The sequence below is a fragment of the Bartonella bilalgolemi genome (genome assembly GCF_023500045.1).
GTDB lineage: Bacteria > Pseudomonadota > Alphaproteobacteria > Rhizobiales > Rhizobiaceae > Bartonella > Bartonella bilalgolemii.
Genome location: NZ_JAMCOF010000005.1, coordinates 37,324 through 52,743, shown reverse-complemented (window position 1 = coordinate 52,743; position 15,420 = coordinate 37,324). Strand labels below are relative to the sequence as shown.

Here is a 15,420-nt window from a genome sequence, read left to right as displayed (position 1 = left end):
TTGAATACAATCTATAAAGGTGCTGGGCCTTGTAAAAATAGACCCAGCATAAGAAAAAGACTATTCTCCTCCCTCTAAATTGGATGCTTCACCTAGAAATGGTGCTTCATCTTTATTAAGAGATTGCATACGTTTTGCAATATTAGAATCAGGGTATTCTACATTGACCTTACTCCGTAAGTCAGTGATAAGTGTTTGATAATGCTCTCTTATAAGCTGTGTACGCAATACATCTTTAACATCATCAAAGACAGGAGGTTGTTTCAAACGACGATCCTCTATCTTAATAACATGCCAACCAAATGGACTTTCAATAGGTTTTTTAGTATACTCCCCTACTTTCAAATTAAACGCAGCTTCTTCAAATGATTTAACCATCTGACCACGACTAAAATAACCAAGATCTCCACCAACAGCAGAAGAACCGTCTGTTGAATCTTTTTTTGCAATTTCCTCAAAGTTTTCACCTTTATTCAAACGCTTAATAATTTTTTCTGCTTCTTCTTTTGTCTTGACTAAAATATGGCGCGCTTTAATTTCATCTTCTTTAGGCAAAGCAGCAATTTCCTTATTATAAAGGGCTTTCACATCAGCATCTGCAATCTTGTCAACAACCATCTCTTTAAAATAAAGTTGCTGAAGAATATTATCGCGCATTATTGCCATACGTTTATCATAAGCTTCTGTCTTATCTACACCTTTTTGCAGGGCTGCTTTAGCAAGTGCTTGCATATCCAAATAAGCTTTTAAGACCGTGACACGACGTTGTTCATCCGGAACACGAACTAAATTAGGATTTATTTCTAGTGCTAGCTCATCCAATTGCCCCGCTGTAATATTTTTCCCATCAATCACTGCTATTACATGAGAAAGAGAAACTGGTTTTTCAGTAGCGTTCTCTAAAGTACTTAAATCATTTTTCGCAGACTTTACACTTTCTTGGGCTATCACGCCCGCATGTATGCTAACTAATAAAGTTGAGGCTAAACATAGTGTGCTAAAATTGAATTTCATAAATATACTCCCTTTAAAAAATTAATGCATTTTCAAATTTAAATTTTCTTCACCATAGCACTTTAAAATCTAGACATAGATAAATTTGATAATTTTATTTCACAAAAACAAAAAATAATCCTTCCATTCTATTACACTTTATTCCAGATAATACAAAATATGATAATATAGAAAAATGTCACATTATACCCTAAATTACTTCATACCTTAATTATTCAAATAATATCACTAAAGTTGACATGATGCTTGTAGGCCCTTAATCTCTACTTTTAGAAAAAAATGAAAAAAACATATATTACTTAACATAAAACACTGCACGCACCTCATTATATCAAGCGTTTTAGGTGATGCAGAGCGATAGGTACAATTTATAAACACCCATTGCGGTGATAACAAATGAAAGAAAGGACCAGAAATGGTCAATTTAGGTGCTCTTGCGCATAAATTTTTTGGTTCGGCTCATGAACGCCGCATAAAAGCACTTCGCCAAAAAGCAATACAAATTAATGCCTTAGAAGAACAATTGCAGAAATTAAGCGATAAGCAATTACACCAAAAAACCGCTGAATTTCGTAAAAGATTAACTGAAGGAGCAACGGTTGATTCGCTATTACCAGAAGCATTTGCAACTGTTCGTGAAGCAGCGAAACGTGTTTACGGCATGCGCCCCTTTGATGTACAGCTTATTGGTGGAATGGTTCTTCATAACCGAGGAATTGCTGAAATGCGTACTGGTGAAGGTAAAACATTAATGGCAACCTTACCAGTATATCTTAATGCCTTAGAAGGAAAAGGGGTCCATGTTGTCACGGTTAATGATTATCTTGCCAGTCGTGATGCTGAAACAATGGGGAAAATCTACGATTTTTTAGGTATGACAACTGGCGTTATTCTCAACCACCTTGATAACGATTCTCGTCGAGCAGCTTATGCGTGTGATATTACTTATGCAACAAATAATGAATTAGGATTTGATTATCTTCGCGATAATATGGCTTTTGACCGTAGCCAAATGGTACAGCGTGGCCATCATTATGCAATTATTGATGAAGTTGATTCAATTCTCATTGATGAAGCACGAACCCCGCTTATTATTTCTGGTCCCTTAGAAGATCGTACTGATTTTTATAATCTTATTGATGAATTTATTGCTTTCCTAACACCAGAGGATTACGAAATAGATGAAAAACAAAAAACAACAACTTTTACTGAAATTGGTACTGAAAAAATTGAGGAAATACTTAAAAAAGCTGGGCATCTTAAAAATGAAAGCCTCTACGACATAGAAAATGTTACAATTGTTCACCATATTAATAACGCTCTAAAAGCGCATAAATTGTTTATTCGTGATAAAGATTATATTGTCCGCAATGGTGAGATCGTTATAATTGATGAATTTACTGGTCGTATGATGCCAGGACGGCGTTATTCTGAAGGATTACATCAGGCATTAGAAGCCAAAGAACATGTCACTATTCAACCAGAAAACCAAACCTTAGCTTCTATTACTTTCCAAAATTATTTTCGTATGTATCAAAAATTATCTGGTATGACTGGCACAGCTATAACGGAAGCTGAAGAATTTAATAATACATATGATCTTGAGGTTGTTGAAGTCCCTACAAATTTACCCGTTCAACGCCGCGATGAAGATGATGAAATTTATCGAACAGCAGAGGAAAAATATCGAGCCATTGTTCGCGATATTCGTCAAGCTCATGAAAAAGGACAACCTATTCTAGTTGGAACTACTTCTATTGAAAAGTCGGAACAATTAGCAGAACGCTTACGAAAAGAAGGTATTACTGATTTTCAAGTTTTGAACGCCCGGTATCATGAACAGGAAGCACATATTATAGCGCAAGCAGGTGTTCCTAAAGCGTTGACTATTGCAACCAATATGGCAGGTCGTGGTACCGATATACAACTTGGTGGTAATATTGAAATACGTATTCGGCAAGAATTGCAGAATATACCTGAAGGCCCAGAACGAACTGCTAAAATTGAAGAAATCAAAAAAGATGTTCAACAACTTAAAGAGAAAGCGTTAGCTGCTGGGGGTCTTTATGTCATCGCTACTGAACGCCACGAAAGTCGTCGAATTGACAACCAACTTCGCGGTCGTTCTGGTCGCCAGGGTGATCCTGGACGTTCAAAATTTTTTCTTTCTCTTCAAGATGATCTCATGCGTATCTTCGGTTCTGACCGTATGGATAGTATGCTGCAAAAGCTTGGGCTAAAAGAAAATGAAGCCATTATCCATCCATGGATTAATAAAGCTCTTGAGAAAGCTCAAAAAAAGGTTGAAGCGCGAAACTTCGAAATTCGTAAAAATCTTTTAAAATATGACGATGTGATGAATAATCAACGCCAAGTTATTTTTGAGCAACGCATGGAAGTTATGAATGCAGAAAATTTAACTGAAATGACCATTGAAATGCGTAATGAAGTCATTGAAGATCTAGTAGAAACGCACATTCCATATGGAACATACGCAGAAAAATGGAATGTGAAAGATTTACAAAAGGAACTATATCAGGTTTTCAATTTAAACCTTCCAATAGAACAATGGGCAAACGAAGAAGGAATTGCAGAAGAACAAATTGTAGAACGCATAACAAAGGCTGTTGAAAAATTTGAAAAGGAACGCTCTGAACGCTATAGTCCAGAAATAATCGCTTACTTTCGTAAAGCTATACTACTTGAAACAATTGATATGTTATGGCGTGAGCATTTAGTTCATTTAGATCATTTACGTTCTGCTGTTGGCTTCCGTGGTTATGCACAACGAGATCCTCTCAATGAGTATAAAACAGAGTCATTCGAACTCTTTCAAACTATGCTTATCAATCTCCGTAAAAATTTTATTTCTAAATTCATGCATTTTGAAATTATTCAACAACACGTAGAATCAAAAATACCGGAAAGATCTCGCTCCCAATATTCTTCCAGTACTCAGAGCGAAAAAAATAACACTACAGCATGGATGCAGATAAACGAAAATAGGTTAGTTAATCCCCAAAAACACAATCCTAATGATCCAAAAACATGGGGGAAAATTGGACGAAATGAATCTTGTCCTTGTGGTTCAGGAAAAAAATATAAGCATTGTCATGGATCCTTCACCTGAAAAATAAAAAAATTAAAATGAATAAACAAAGTTATGAAAAAGAATTACGAATTGCCGGTCTAAGAGTAACGCGTCAAAGACGTATCATTCTTGACGTTTTAGCCGATACAGATGATCATCCGAATGCGTTTGAAATTTTTCAGCGTGTTCATGAAATAGACTCTAGTATTTCGCTATCAACTGTTTACCGCACAATGAAAACATTAGAAGAAAATGGAACTATTCATCGCCATGCCTTCAATGGGGGACCTTCTCGTTTTGAGCAAGCAAAAAGCGAACATCACGATCATCTTATTGATATAGACACAGGAGAAGCTATTGAATTTCAATCTGCTATCATTGAAAAGTTGCAAGAAGAAATTGCCCATTCTCTTGGCTATAATATTGTTCATCATCGTCTTGAAATTTATGGAAAAAAACGCACATCCTAAATTAATAAACCTATGTGTATAATGAAAAAAACTACTTATGCACATCAAGTTTTACATAAATTATTCTAAAATTTGGTTGGCAGGAGTATTTTTCTTCTTTATTACCCGCTACAATAATATAATGGTGTAATATTATCAACTTCTAACATTCAATAAATTAGGCCGATACTGCCATGGTTTCTTTGCCACAAGACCGCATGAAGCAACTTGAAAAACGCTTCAAAATAATTGAAAGCCAAATGGCTGAGAACCCAAATGCGGAAACATATGTAAAATTAGCTTCCGAATACGCAGAATTACAGCCAATTATAGTTCCTATACGAGCATTAAATTCTCTCTGTAAAGAAATAGAAGATATCGAAACTATAATAAGTGATACACAAACAGACACAGAATTGCGTAATTTAGCTCAAGAAGAGCTATCATCATTATATCAAAAAATTCAGGAACTTGAGCAAAAACTCCAAATTCTTCTTTTGCCCAAAGATATTGCTGATGAAAAAAGCGTTATTATTGAAATTCGAGCAGGAACGGGAGGATCAGAAGCAGCACTTTTTGCAGGAAACCTTTTCCGTATGTATGAACGTTATGCTAATACTCATAACTGGAAAGTTGAAGTCATTTCTTTGAGTGATGGTGAAGTTGGTGGATATAAAGAAATTATAGCAGCCATTTCAGGAAAAGGCGTATTTTCTAAGCTTAAGTTTGAATCAGGTGTCCATCGCGTACAACGCATCCCTGAAACAGAGACAGGAGGACGCATCCACACATCAGCCGCCACTGTTGCAGTTTTACCAGAAGCGGAAGAAATTGATATTGAAATTTGCCCAGAAGATATCCGCATTGATACAATGCGTGCATCTGGTGCAGGTGGGCAGCATGTCAATACAACTGATTCAGCTGTCCGTATTACGCATATACCAACAGGAATTATGGTTGTTCAAGCAGAAAAATCACAACATCAAAACCGCGCACGCGCACTCCAAATTTTACGTGCGCGTTTATTCGATATTGAACGACAAAAAGCAGAGAGTGAACGTTCAGCATCCCGCAAAACTCAAGTTGGCTCTGGTGATCGATCAGAACGTATTCGCACCTATAATTTTCCACAAGGACGTGTAACTGACCATCGTATTAATCTGACTCTATATAAACTTGATCGTATCATGGAAGGAGATTTAAATGAGCTGATTAATGCACTCATTTCTGATCATCAGACGACACTCCTTACAGAAATGGATCAACGTAGATGAATGATCATTCGCTCAGTAAAACCATCCAAATAACACAAAAGAAATTGCAATATCAAGGAATTTCTGAAGCCGATCTTAACGCAAAAATACTCGTTGAATGGGTAACAGGAACTACTGCATCTGATAGAATTCTTCAACCAAATATGTGTCTATCTTCTGATCAGCTCGCACAATTAGAGCAAGCTATAAATCGACGTATTGCAGGTGAACCCGTCTACCGTATTATCGGAACACGAGAATTTTACGGTATACCTTTTACCTTGTCTAAAGATACGTTAGAACCACGTTCGGATACAGAAACACTTGTTGATCTTGTTTTACCAATTCTTAAAACATATCTAGAGAAATCAGAACAAACTACACTGCTTGATATGGGAACAGGAAGTGGAGCTATCGCTATAGCAATTCTCAAGCAAATTCCTCAAATCTATGCTGTAGCCGTTGATATTTCCGAAGATGCTTTAAAGACAGCTACAAAAAATGCACAGCATGCGAATGTTGCCCACCGTTTTACACCTCTTCTCAGCAACTGGTTTGATTCCGTCAAGGGACAATTTGATCTCATTATTTCCAATCCTCCTTATATTCCAGAAAAAGAAATCAAAAACCTTGCAAAAGAAGTGCGCCAACACGACCCTTTGCGTGCCCTAATTGGTGGAGAAGATGGCCTTGATTTTTATCGAAAATTGGCGCATGAATCAGCAAATTATTTAAAAGAAAAGGGCTATATCGCTGTTGAAATTGGCTATTCTCAAGAAAAAGAAGTTTGTGATTTATTTAAAAAAAATGGATTTAAATGTTTAAAAATACGTGAAGATTTAAATAGAATACCTCGTGCGCTTCTCTTTTCCTTCACTCATTAAAACGCCCAATCCTCATCCACAGTTGCAACTGCTTTACCAATAATATAAGAAGAACCTGATCCTGAAAAGAAGTCATGATTTTCATCAGAATTCGGTGACAAAGCTGCTAAAATAGCAGGGTTAACACGGCACACTTCAGGTGGAAAAAGAGCTTCAAAACCTAAATTCATTAATGCTTTATTTGCATTATAATGAAGAAAAACCTTAACATCCTCTGTTAACCCAATAGCATCATAAAGATCTTCAGTATATTTACACTCAATATTATAAAGATCAAAAAGTATATTAAAAGCAAAATCTTTTATTTCTTGTTTTTTAGCTTCATCAAGCTTCACAAAACCTAATTGAAATTTATAACCGATATAATAACCGTGAACAGCCTCATCACGGATAATAAGCCGAATTAAATCAGCGGTATTAGTCAGCTTAGCACGACTTGACCAATACATGGGTAAATAAAAACCAGAATAAAATAAAAAGCTCTCAAGCAAAGTCGAAGCAATTTTTTTCTTTAGCGGTTCATTCGCCTCATAATGCTCAAGTATTAATCTCGCTTTTTTTTGCAAATAGGTATTTTCTTCCGACCATCTAAATGCATCATCAACTTCCACTGTCGAACATAAAGTTGAGAAAATAGAGGAATAAGAACGTGCATGAACCGCTTCCATAAATGCAATATTGGTTAATACTGCTTCCTCATGTTCTGTTACAGCATCGGCCATAAGGGAAATAGCTCCCACAGTATTCTGAACCGTATCAAGAAGAGTAAGACCTGTGAAAACACGAATTGTCAGTTTTCGTTCTTCCTCCGTCAAACTAGCCCATGAAGGAATATCATTGGACAATGGTACTTTCTCAGGCAACCAAAAATTACCAGTTAAACGATTCCAAACTTCAAGATCTTTTTCGTCATGGAGTCTATTCCAATTTACAGCGCAAACAACAGGATTTTTGGTTGTAATTTTGGTCATATAATCATCTCCTATAAACTACATGAAACACAACCATCAACTTCTGTTCCACTCAATGCCATCTGCCGTAACCGTACATAATAAATACTCTTTATGCCTTTTTTCCAGGCATAAATTTGCGCACGATTAATATCACGTGTGGTTGCTGTATCAGGAAAAAACAACGTTAACGAAAGACCCTGATCGACATGCTGCGTAGCAACAGCATAAGTATCAATAATTTTTTCAGGCCCAATTTCATAAGCATCCTGATAAAACTCTAAATTCGTATTATCCATATAAGGAGCAGGATAATAAACACGTCCTATTTTTCCCTCTTTGCGAATTTCAATCTTCGAAGCAATTGGATGAATAGAAGAAGTTGCATAGTTAATATAGGAAATAGATCCTGTAGGTGGTACAGCCTGAAGATAGCGATTATAAAGCCCATATTGAGCAACTAATTGCTTGAGCTCTTGCCAATCTCTTTGGTTCGGAATAACAATATTATTACGTGTAAAAAGCTCTTGTACTAACTCAAATTGTGGTTTCCATTCTTTCTCAATATACTTTGTAAAAAAATGTCCATCTGCGTAAGCTGATTTTTCAAATCCTACGAACATTTTTTTACGTTCACGCGCAATTAAATTAGAAGCACGCAATGCATGATATGTAACTGTGTAAAAATAGATATTGGTAAAATCGATTGCTTCTGGCGTTCCATAATAGATCTTTTCACGCGCTAGAAAACCATGCAAATTCATTTGTCCCAAACCAATCGCATGACTCTCAGCATTGCCTTTTGCAATAGAAGGCACACAAGCAATATTACTCATATCAGAAACAGCTGTTAGAGCACGTACAGCTATTTCCACTGTTCTCCCAAAGTTATCACTCTCCATTGCTTTTGCAATATTCATTGAGCCAAGATTACATGATATATCATTGCCAACAGCACGATAAGTTAAATCTATTTCCAGCTCACTCGCTCCACTTACCTGCAAAATTTCTGTACACAAATTGCTCATACTAATACGACCTGCTATTGGATTTGCCCGATTGACCGTATCTTCAAATAAAATATATGGATATCCTGATTCAAACTGAATTTCCGCTAACGTTTGGAAGAAAACTCGCGCACTTATTTTCTTTTTGCGTATCTTTGAATTATCAACAAAAGAGCGATAATGCTCTGTCAAAGAAATATCACTAAAAGGTTTTCCTGTAACCCGCTCAATATCATAAGATGAGAAAAGATACATATCCTCATTATTGCGGGCAAGCTCAAAAGTGATATCAGGGATAATAACACCAAGAGAAAGTGTTTTAATTCTGACTTTTTCGTCAGCATTTTCTCGTTTTGTATCCAAAAATTTCATAATATCTAAATGATGTGCATGTAAATAAACAGCACCAGCGCCTTGTCGTGCACCAAGTTGATTAGCATAAGAAAATACATCTTCTAACATTTTCATCACAGGTAGGACACCTGATGATTGATTTTCTATTTTCTTAATTGGTGCCCCTGCTTCTCGTAAATTTGTCAAACAAAGTGCTACGCCTCCACCGCGTTTCGAAAGCTGTAAAGCTGAGTTAATCGAACGACCTATCGATTCCATATTGTCTTCAACGCGCAACAAAAAGCACGATACTAATTCACCTCTTTGTTTTTTGCCCGCATTTAAAAATGTTGGTGTTGCTGGTTGAAACCGTCCTGTAATAATTTCATCAACCAATCCCTCAGCAAGGGCTTTAATCCCCTGTGCTAAATATAAAGCAACAAGACAAACACGATCCTCATAACGCTCAAGATAGCGTTTACCATCAAAAGTCTTTAATGTATAACTCGTGTAATACTTGAACGCACCCAGAAAAGTAGGAAAACGAAATTTAAATGCGTAAGCGCGTTTAAAAAGCTTTTTAATAAAAGAAAAATCATAAAGTTCAAATAATTCTCTCTCATAATAATTTTCTTCTATCAAGTAATCTATTTTCTCCTTTAAATTATGAAAAAAAACCGTATTCTGATTAACATGTTGGAGAAAATATTGCCGGGCAGCAAGTCTATCCATATCAAATTGAATATGACCATTCTCATCATAAAGATTAAGCATCGCATTAAGTGCATGATAATCTGTAATTTGATCTGGCGTCTCCAGTTTTTTTACACTTATTGTTTCCAAAACTTTTCCAATCCCTTTTTAACACAAATAACGTCTTCCTCAGTTCCTCGAAGCTCAAAACGATAGAGACAAGGTATACAACATTTCTCTGCAATTATCTTGCTCGCTAAATTATAATAACAACCGAAATTGCGATTTCCACCACCAATGACACCACGAACCAATTCACGGTTTTCCACTTCATTAAGAAAATGAATCACTGCTTTTGGTACAGCCAATCTACCTTTACCATCTGCATAAGTAGGTACAGCTAACACGTACGGCTCATTAACCAATATTGATGGATTTTTTTTATCAATTTTGAAAAGTCGTTGATCAAGCTGAGAAACAAAATATTCAGTATTACCCGTTGCACTCGAATAATAAACAATAAGCCCCATTAGCCACAAAGACCATTAATCATATCTGGTCTAAAACCAGACCAATGATTATCATCGCAAACTACTACAGGCACTTGACGATATCCTAAAGATTGAACAAAATTATACGCTTGTTCATCACGAGAAATATCAATAACATTATAATCAACACCCTTAGCATCAAAAGCACGATAGGTAGCATCACATTGAACACAAGATGGTTTACTATAAATAGTGATCATTCTTTTCAACTTTCATAATTTAAAAAATAATTTAGAAACAAATTAATTATGATAATTTCATAACATTTACACAATAATTACATACCAAAATACTTAGTCATATTTCAATTAAAATGACTTACAAGCTGACGAACGTAGCTTTAAATCACTACATTTCCTTAAAATAAACATAGCACAAACGAAGAAACGGCTTACAGTCCTAAAATAACTGTTCTCCGTTATACAACAACTACCTACTAGCATTTTCTCGTTTCACTGTTTTTAATTAAAAGTACCATAAAGCCAACTGTCTTTTTAGCCTTTACAGCCACTTTGTTGGTGCTTTCGTTTGTTTTCCAGCACAAAAAACTTTAATACATAGACAATGAACAAAAAAACTCCCCTAAGGTGACATTCTAATTGAACTGCTACTCTAAAAATATATGGTACTTCACTATGAAATAATCTGATTGCGATAAAATGAACAATGTATTCACATTTAGCATTTAGCATTTATTTTGAATCACTGACCATTCTAATACTATATATAGTATACATAGACATGATTTCGTCAAGAGAAATTCAAAGCTATTTTAAATTTTCTACAATATTCCCATTGCCATGAAAAGTCTCCTAAAAGCAAAAGATATAATATAACATTTTATTGACATATGTAATTATATAACATAACATATTTGAAAATATTTTAAAAAGAATGGTATCAATATGAGCTTACAATTCAATAATGTGGTATTAGGTTACACAAACAGAATTGTTATAAAAAAGTTTTCAGCAAAACTGACAAAAAATTCATTAATTGCAATAACCGGTGATAACGGTTCTGGGAAATCTACACTTCTTAAAGCTATTGCCGGATTAATTAAACCGATCAGTGGTAAAATTACAAAACTAACGAAAAGCCGTATTGCTTACCTTGGCCAATACTGTGACATTGATCGAACATTCCCAGTTGATGTAGAAACACTCGTTAAAATGGGATTATGGTCTTTCTGTGGATTATGGAAAAGCCAACATTCCTACCAATATAAAATTCAAAATGCACTAGAAATAGTTGGACTTACAGCACTTGCTCACCGTTCACTTAACACACTATCAAATGGGCAATTACAACGTGCTCTTTTTGCACGTATTATTGTCCAAGATTCGGATATTATATTGCTTGATGAGCCTTTCAACGGTGTGGATCTTAAAACCCAAAAGGATCTCCTAAAACTGATTACTCATTGGCAACAAAAAGGTCGCACAATTCTTATAGCGCTTCATGATTCTCTTACTGTTCAAGAATATTTTCCACAAATGATTCATATCAATAAACAACACGCTTTTTATGGAGAAACGACACACTTATTAAGCGCCAATAATCATCCTATCACGTCACCTCTCATACCTAATTTTTCCATATCAATTCACAAACACGAGCCTTTTCTGTCAAGTAATTTTATCTAATCTGGATTATCTACACGTGTACGCATTTTTTCTCGCACCTTTTATTGATTTCCAATTTATGCAAAATGCTTTAATTGGCTCCATTTTATTAACGATCAGTGCCTGCCCTATTGGGGTATTTTTAATGTTACGTGGTATGAGTTTAACAGGTGACGCAATATCACACGCTATTCTTCCTGGTGTCGCCGTCGCTTTTCTTTTCTGTGGTTTTTCTCCCATATTCATGACTCTTGGTGGAGTTGGAGCTGGTATTATTGTCGCATTAGCAGCTACCTTGATTTCGCGAAATAGTTTTCAAAAAGAAGATGCCTCAATGACTGTCTTCTATCTTTTTGCATTAGCAATAGGTGTCATGATTATTTCTCTCAAAGGATCAACAATTGACTTATTGCATCTTTTATTCGGTTCAGTGCTTTCTATTAATACACAGGCCATTTGGCTAATTACTGTTATAATGCTCATAACAATAACTAATCTGTGTATTTTTTGGCGAGCTCTTGTAGTAGAAAGCTTTGATTCACTATTTTTTAAATCACTCTCTCCACTAGGAAAATATGTTCACATGTTATTACTTGGACTTATGGTATTAAACCTAGTTGGTGGTTTTCAATCATTAGGAACACTTATGTCCATCGGCATTATGATGATTCCAGCGATCACTGCCCGTTTTTGGCTTTCGCGTTTGGGCCCTATCTGTATATTATCAATTATTTTAGGAATAACTTCCAGTGTATTTGGTCTCCTGCTCTCTTTTCATACATCCTTGCCCTCTGGTGCGTCTATCATTACAGTTGCAGGATCTATCTATCTTCTTACCTGTCTTATAAGCCCACCTGGACTCATTGCAACCTGGTTCCCTCGCCCTTTTCTATACATCCTTTCCATCATAAGAAAACAACATGCATAAATTTGCTAAACAATTTGTTCTGCTGAACTCTATTCTATTACTTCTCTTTCCACTTTCTGCCACTGCGCATCAAAAAATTAATGTTGTCACAAGCTTTTCCATTCTTACAGACTTAGTAAAAAATGTAGGAGACCATCATATCTCGATCACTACCTTTGTTGGTCCCAATACAAGCATCCATAGTTACGAGCCTACACCTCGTGATGCAAAAACTATTAAAAATGCTCATATTATTTTCATCAACGGTCTATATTTAGAAGATTTCATAAATCGGCTTACGATAGCAACTGGAACAAAAGCGCTTCTTGTGGAAGTCAGTGCTAATATTCCCCCATTAGAAATTAAATACGAAAAACGCAATAGGACACATCACCACAGCAATATTGATCCACATGCTTGGCAAGCTATTCCTAATGTTGAAACTTACGTCAAAAATATTGCCGCCGCTCTTTGTAAAATCGATCAACAATCATGTGAAAATTATAATAAAAATGCTCAGACTTATATTCAAAAACTAAAAGCACTGCATACAACCATTACAACACGAATTTCCACTATCCCGAAAGATAAGAGAACCATTATTACATCTCACGATGCCTTTGGTTATTTTGCTCATGAATATGGACTCACCATCATTTCTCCCGAAAGCGCTTCAAAAGAAGCTACTGCAGCAGATGTTGCTAAACTTATTAAACAAATTAAAAACAATAAAGTATCCGCATTATTTGTTGAAAATATCTCTAATCCTCGTCTTATAGAACAAATTTCAAAAGAAACAGGTTTAAAAATTGGTGGCATACTTTATTCCGATGCCTTATCCGAAAAAGGAGGCCCTGCTGCAACTTACCTTGATATGATGGAATACAATGTTAACACCATCATTAACGCTATAACTGAACGTTAAGACAGGTAATATTATTGGAATGTAAACAATCAACCTAAAGATTATATCACCTCATATGAGAATCCTTGACTGTTTGCCTCTCTGATTATCTTTTTTCATTTTTTTTGGAATCATTGCCATTTTATAATGCCGGCTATTACAATCACATCCAGACAATTACAAAAGTTGAAAACTGGTCAATTTACACAAATTCGTTTGACCTTTGCATAGTTCATGTTTAAATGAATTGGCATCTTTCTGAAAGAGAACCATCATGATATATTTATGAATTACATTAATAGTCCTGAGAAAACCGTGCTCCATCAATTCAAAAAGGGATGAATCATGAATCGTCTTTATCTTTCCTTAGCAGCATTTATGATTGCTATAACTGCGGCAACAACGGGTTTCACACAAACAAAAATCAGCTTTTGGCACTCTATGAGTGGAGACCTAGGAAAACAAACAGAAAATCTTATTAATGATTTTAATAAAACCCAATCTGATTATAAAATTGTTCCTTCATTCCGCGGTGAGTATGAAGAAAGTATGGTATCACTTATCGCAGCATTTCGAGGGAAACAACAACCGGTTCTTGCCCAAATTTATGACGTTGGCACAGGTACTATGATGGCTGCAAAAGGTGCGGTCTATCCACTTTACCAGCTCATGGCTGATACACAGCAAGAATTCGATACCTTAGACTATTTACCTGCTATTAGTAGCTATTATTCTGACGCTCAGGGACGGATGCTCTCTATGCCATTTAATGTTTCAGCACCAATTCTTTTTTATAATAAGGATATTTTTAAAAAAGCTGGGCTTAATCCAGAACAACCGCCTAAAACATGGAAAGATATAGAAAATTTTTCAAAAAAAATTATTGATAACAAAGCTGCGAATTGTGGTTTCACAATGACTTATGCTGCACAATGGATTGGCATAGAAAATTTTTCAGTATTTCATAACATTCCTGTAGGAACAAAAAGAAATGGTCTTGATGGACTTGATGCAGAACTAACATTGAACGGTCCTTTGCAAATACGCATGTGGACAGATCTTAAAAAATGGTCAGATAAAGGAATCTTTCGTTACGGTGGTCCAGCTGGTGCACTCGATTCAGTACCAATGTTTATGGCACAAAGCTGTGCAATTTTAATACAATCATCAGGATCACTCGGTGGAATTATTTCAGAAGCCCAATTTAATGTTGGATTTGGTATGCTTCCCTATTATGATGATGTAAAAGATGCACCACAAAACTCAATTATTGGTGGCGCCTCTATTTGGACTTTGAAAGGTCATACATCTAAAGAATATGCAGGTGCAGCAGCTTTTCTTAAATTTCTCTCGCAAACAAATAATCAAGTTAAGTGGCATCAAAAAACAGGATACCTTCCTCTCACAAAAGCTGCTTACGAATTAAGTAGAGACCAAAATTTTTATGATAAGAATCCAGGTATAAATATTGCTATTCAACAAATCAATTTAAATCCACAAACAGAAAATTCAAAAGGAATAAGATTTGGTAGCTTACCACAAATTCGTTCGATCCTTGATCAAGAATTGGAAGCTGTTCTGAATGGTTCTAAATCACCAAAAGAGGGGTTAGATGAAGTAGTTAAACGTGGTAATAAACTTTTACGTGAATTTGAAAAAGCTAATCATTAACATTTCATGATCATTATTCAAAGTTGAAAAATTAGATCTTGAAAATCGATATATTTCAATTCTCTTTTCCCGATGACTCTTATTAAAG

At 35.5% G+C, this 15,420-nt stretch carries 13 protein-coding genes; 8 read left to right on the top strand and 5 right to left on the bottom strand.

Annotation, left to right across the window (positions count from 1 at the left end; genetic code table 11):
* Positions 1-60 precede the first annotated feature (60 nt).
* Entirely contained in the window at positions 61-1,014 is a 954-nt protein-coding gene (locus tag M4Z11_RS03955) for a peptidylprolyl isomerase (RefSeq protein WP_249676561.1), read from the bottom strand.
* 415 nt (positions 1,015-1,429) lie between these two features.
* Here M4Z11_RS03955 and secA point away from each other — a divergent pair, with 415 nt between their 5' ends.
* The 4 genes from secA (at position 1,430) to prmC (ending at position 6,691) form a co-directional block, all read left to right on the top strand.
* The gene (secA, locus tag M4Z11_RS03950; protein WP_249676558.1) at positions 1,430-4,144 is read left to right on the top strand and encodes a preprotein translocase subunit SecA; all 2,715 of its coding nucleotides are present in this window, start codon (positions 1,430-1,432) and stop codon (positions 4,142-4,144) included.
* A gap of 17 nt (positions 4,145-4,161) precedes the next feature.
* Positions 4,162-4,575: a Fur family transcriptional regulator gene (locus M4Z11_RS03945; protein ID WP_249676557.1), complete on the top strand. Its 414-nt coding sequence runs from the start codon at positions 4,162-4,164 to the stop codon at positions 4,573-4,575.
* 173 nt (positions 4,576-4,748) lie between these two features.
* Positions 4,749-5,828 (top strand): peptide chain release factor 1, encoded by a 1,080-nt coding sequence (gene prfA / locus M4Z11_RS03940; RefSeq protein WP_249676556.1) that lies wholly within the window; start codon positions 4,749-4,751, stop codon positions 5,826-5,828.
* Positions 5,825-6,691, top strand: a complete 867-nt coding sequence (gene prmC / locus M4Z11_RS03935) for a peptide chain release factor N(5)-glutamine methyltransferase (RefSeq protein ID WP_249676553.1) — start codon at positions 5,825-5,827, stop codon at positions 6,689-6,691. Before prfA ends, prmC begins: the two co-directional genes overlap by 4 nt.
* Here prmC and nrdF read toward each other — a convergent pair.
* From nrdF to nrdH, 4 genes are read right to left on the bottom strand one after another with little or no spacing between them, the layout of a single operon-like run.
* Positions 6,688-7,662, bottom strand: a complete 975-nt coding sequence (gene nrdF / locus M4Z11_RS03930) for a class 1b ribonucleoside-diphosphate reductase subunit beta (protein ID WP_249676550.1) — start codon at positions 7,660-7,662, stop codon at positions 6,688-6,690. The genes prmC and nrdF overlap by 4 nt on opposite strands.
* A gap of 11 nt (positions 7,663-7,673) precedes the next feature.
* The gene (nrdE, locus tag M4Z11_RS03925) at positions 7,674-9,824 is read right to left on the bottom strand and encodes a class 1b ribonucleoside-diphosphate reductase subunit alpha (RefSeq protein ID WP_249676545.1); all 2,151 of its coding nucleotides are present in this window, start codon (positions 9,822-9,824) and stop codon (positions 7,674-7,676) included.
* Entirely contained in the window at positions 9,812-10,204 is a 393-nt protein-coding gene (nrdI, locus tag M4Z11_RS03920; protein WP_078679901.1) for a class Ib ribonucleoside-diphosphate reductase assembly flavoprotein NrdI, read from the bottom strand. The genes nrdE and nrdI overlap by 13 nt, the downstream gene beginning before the upstream one ends.
* Complete coding sequence (nrdH, locus tag M4Z11_RS03915; RefSeq protein ID WP_078679900.1) at positions 10,204-10,425, bottom strand: glutaredoxin-like protein NrdH; 222 nt, start codon at positions 10,423-10,425, stop codon at positions 10,204-10,206. Before nrdH ends, nrdI begins: the two co-directional genes overlap by 1 nt.
* 705 nt (positions 10,426-11,130) lie before the next feature.
* Here nrdH and M4Z11_RS03910 point away from each other — a divergent pair.
* From M4Z11_RS03910 to ugpB, 4 genes are all read left to right on the top strand, one after another.
* Entirely contained in the window at positions 11,131-11,871 is a 741-nt protein-coding gene (locus M4Z11_RS03910; protein WP_249676542.1) for a metal ABC transporter ATP-binding protein, read from the top strand.
* A 16-nt stretch (positions 11,872-11,887) separates the two neighbouring features.
* Positions 11,888-12,778, top strand: a complete 891-nt coding sequence (locus M4Z11_RS03905) for a metal ABC transporter permease (protein WP_249676539.1) — start codon at positions 11,888-11,890, stop codon at positions 12,776-12,778.
* Positions 12,771-13,682 (top strand): metal ABC transporter solute-binding protein, Zn/Mn family, encoded by a 912-nt coding sequence (locus M4Z11_RS03900; RefSeq protein ID WP_249676536.1) that lies wholly within the window; start codon positions 12,771-12,773, stop codon positions 13,680-13,682. Before M4Z11_RS03905 ends, M4Z11_RS03900 begins: the two co-directional genes overlap by 8 nt.
* A gap of 324 nt (positions 13,683-14,006) precedes the next feature.
* Positions 14,007-15,332: a sn-glycerol-3-phosphate ABC transporter substrate-binding protein UgpB gene (gene ugpB, locus M4Z11_RS03895; RefSeq protein ID WP_249676534.1), complete on the top strand. Its 1,326-nt coding sequence runs from the start codon at positions 14,007-14,009 to the stop codon at positions 15,330-15,332.
* The last annotated feature ends 88 nt before the right edge of the window (positions 15,333-15,420 follow it).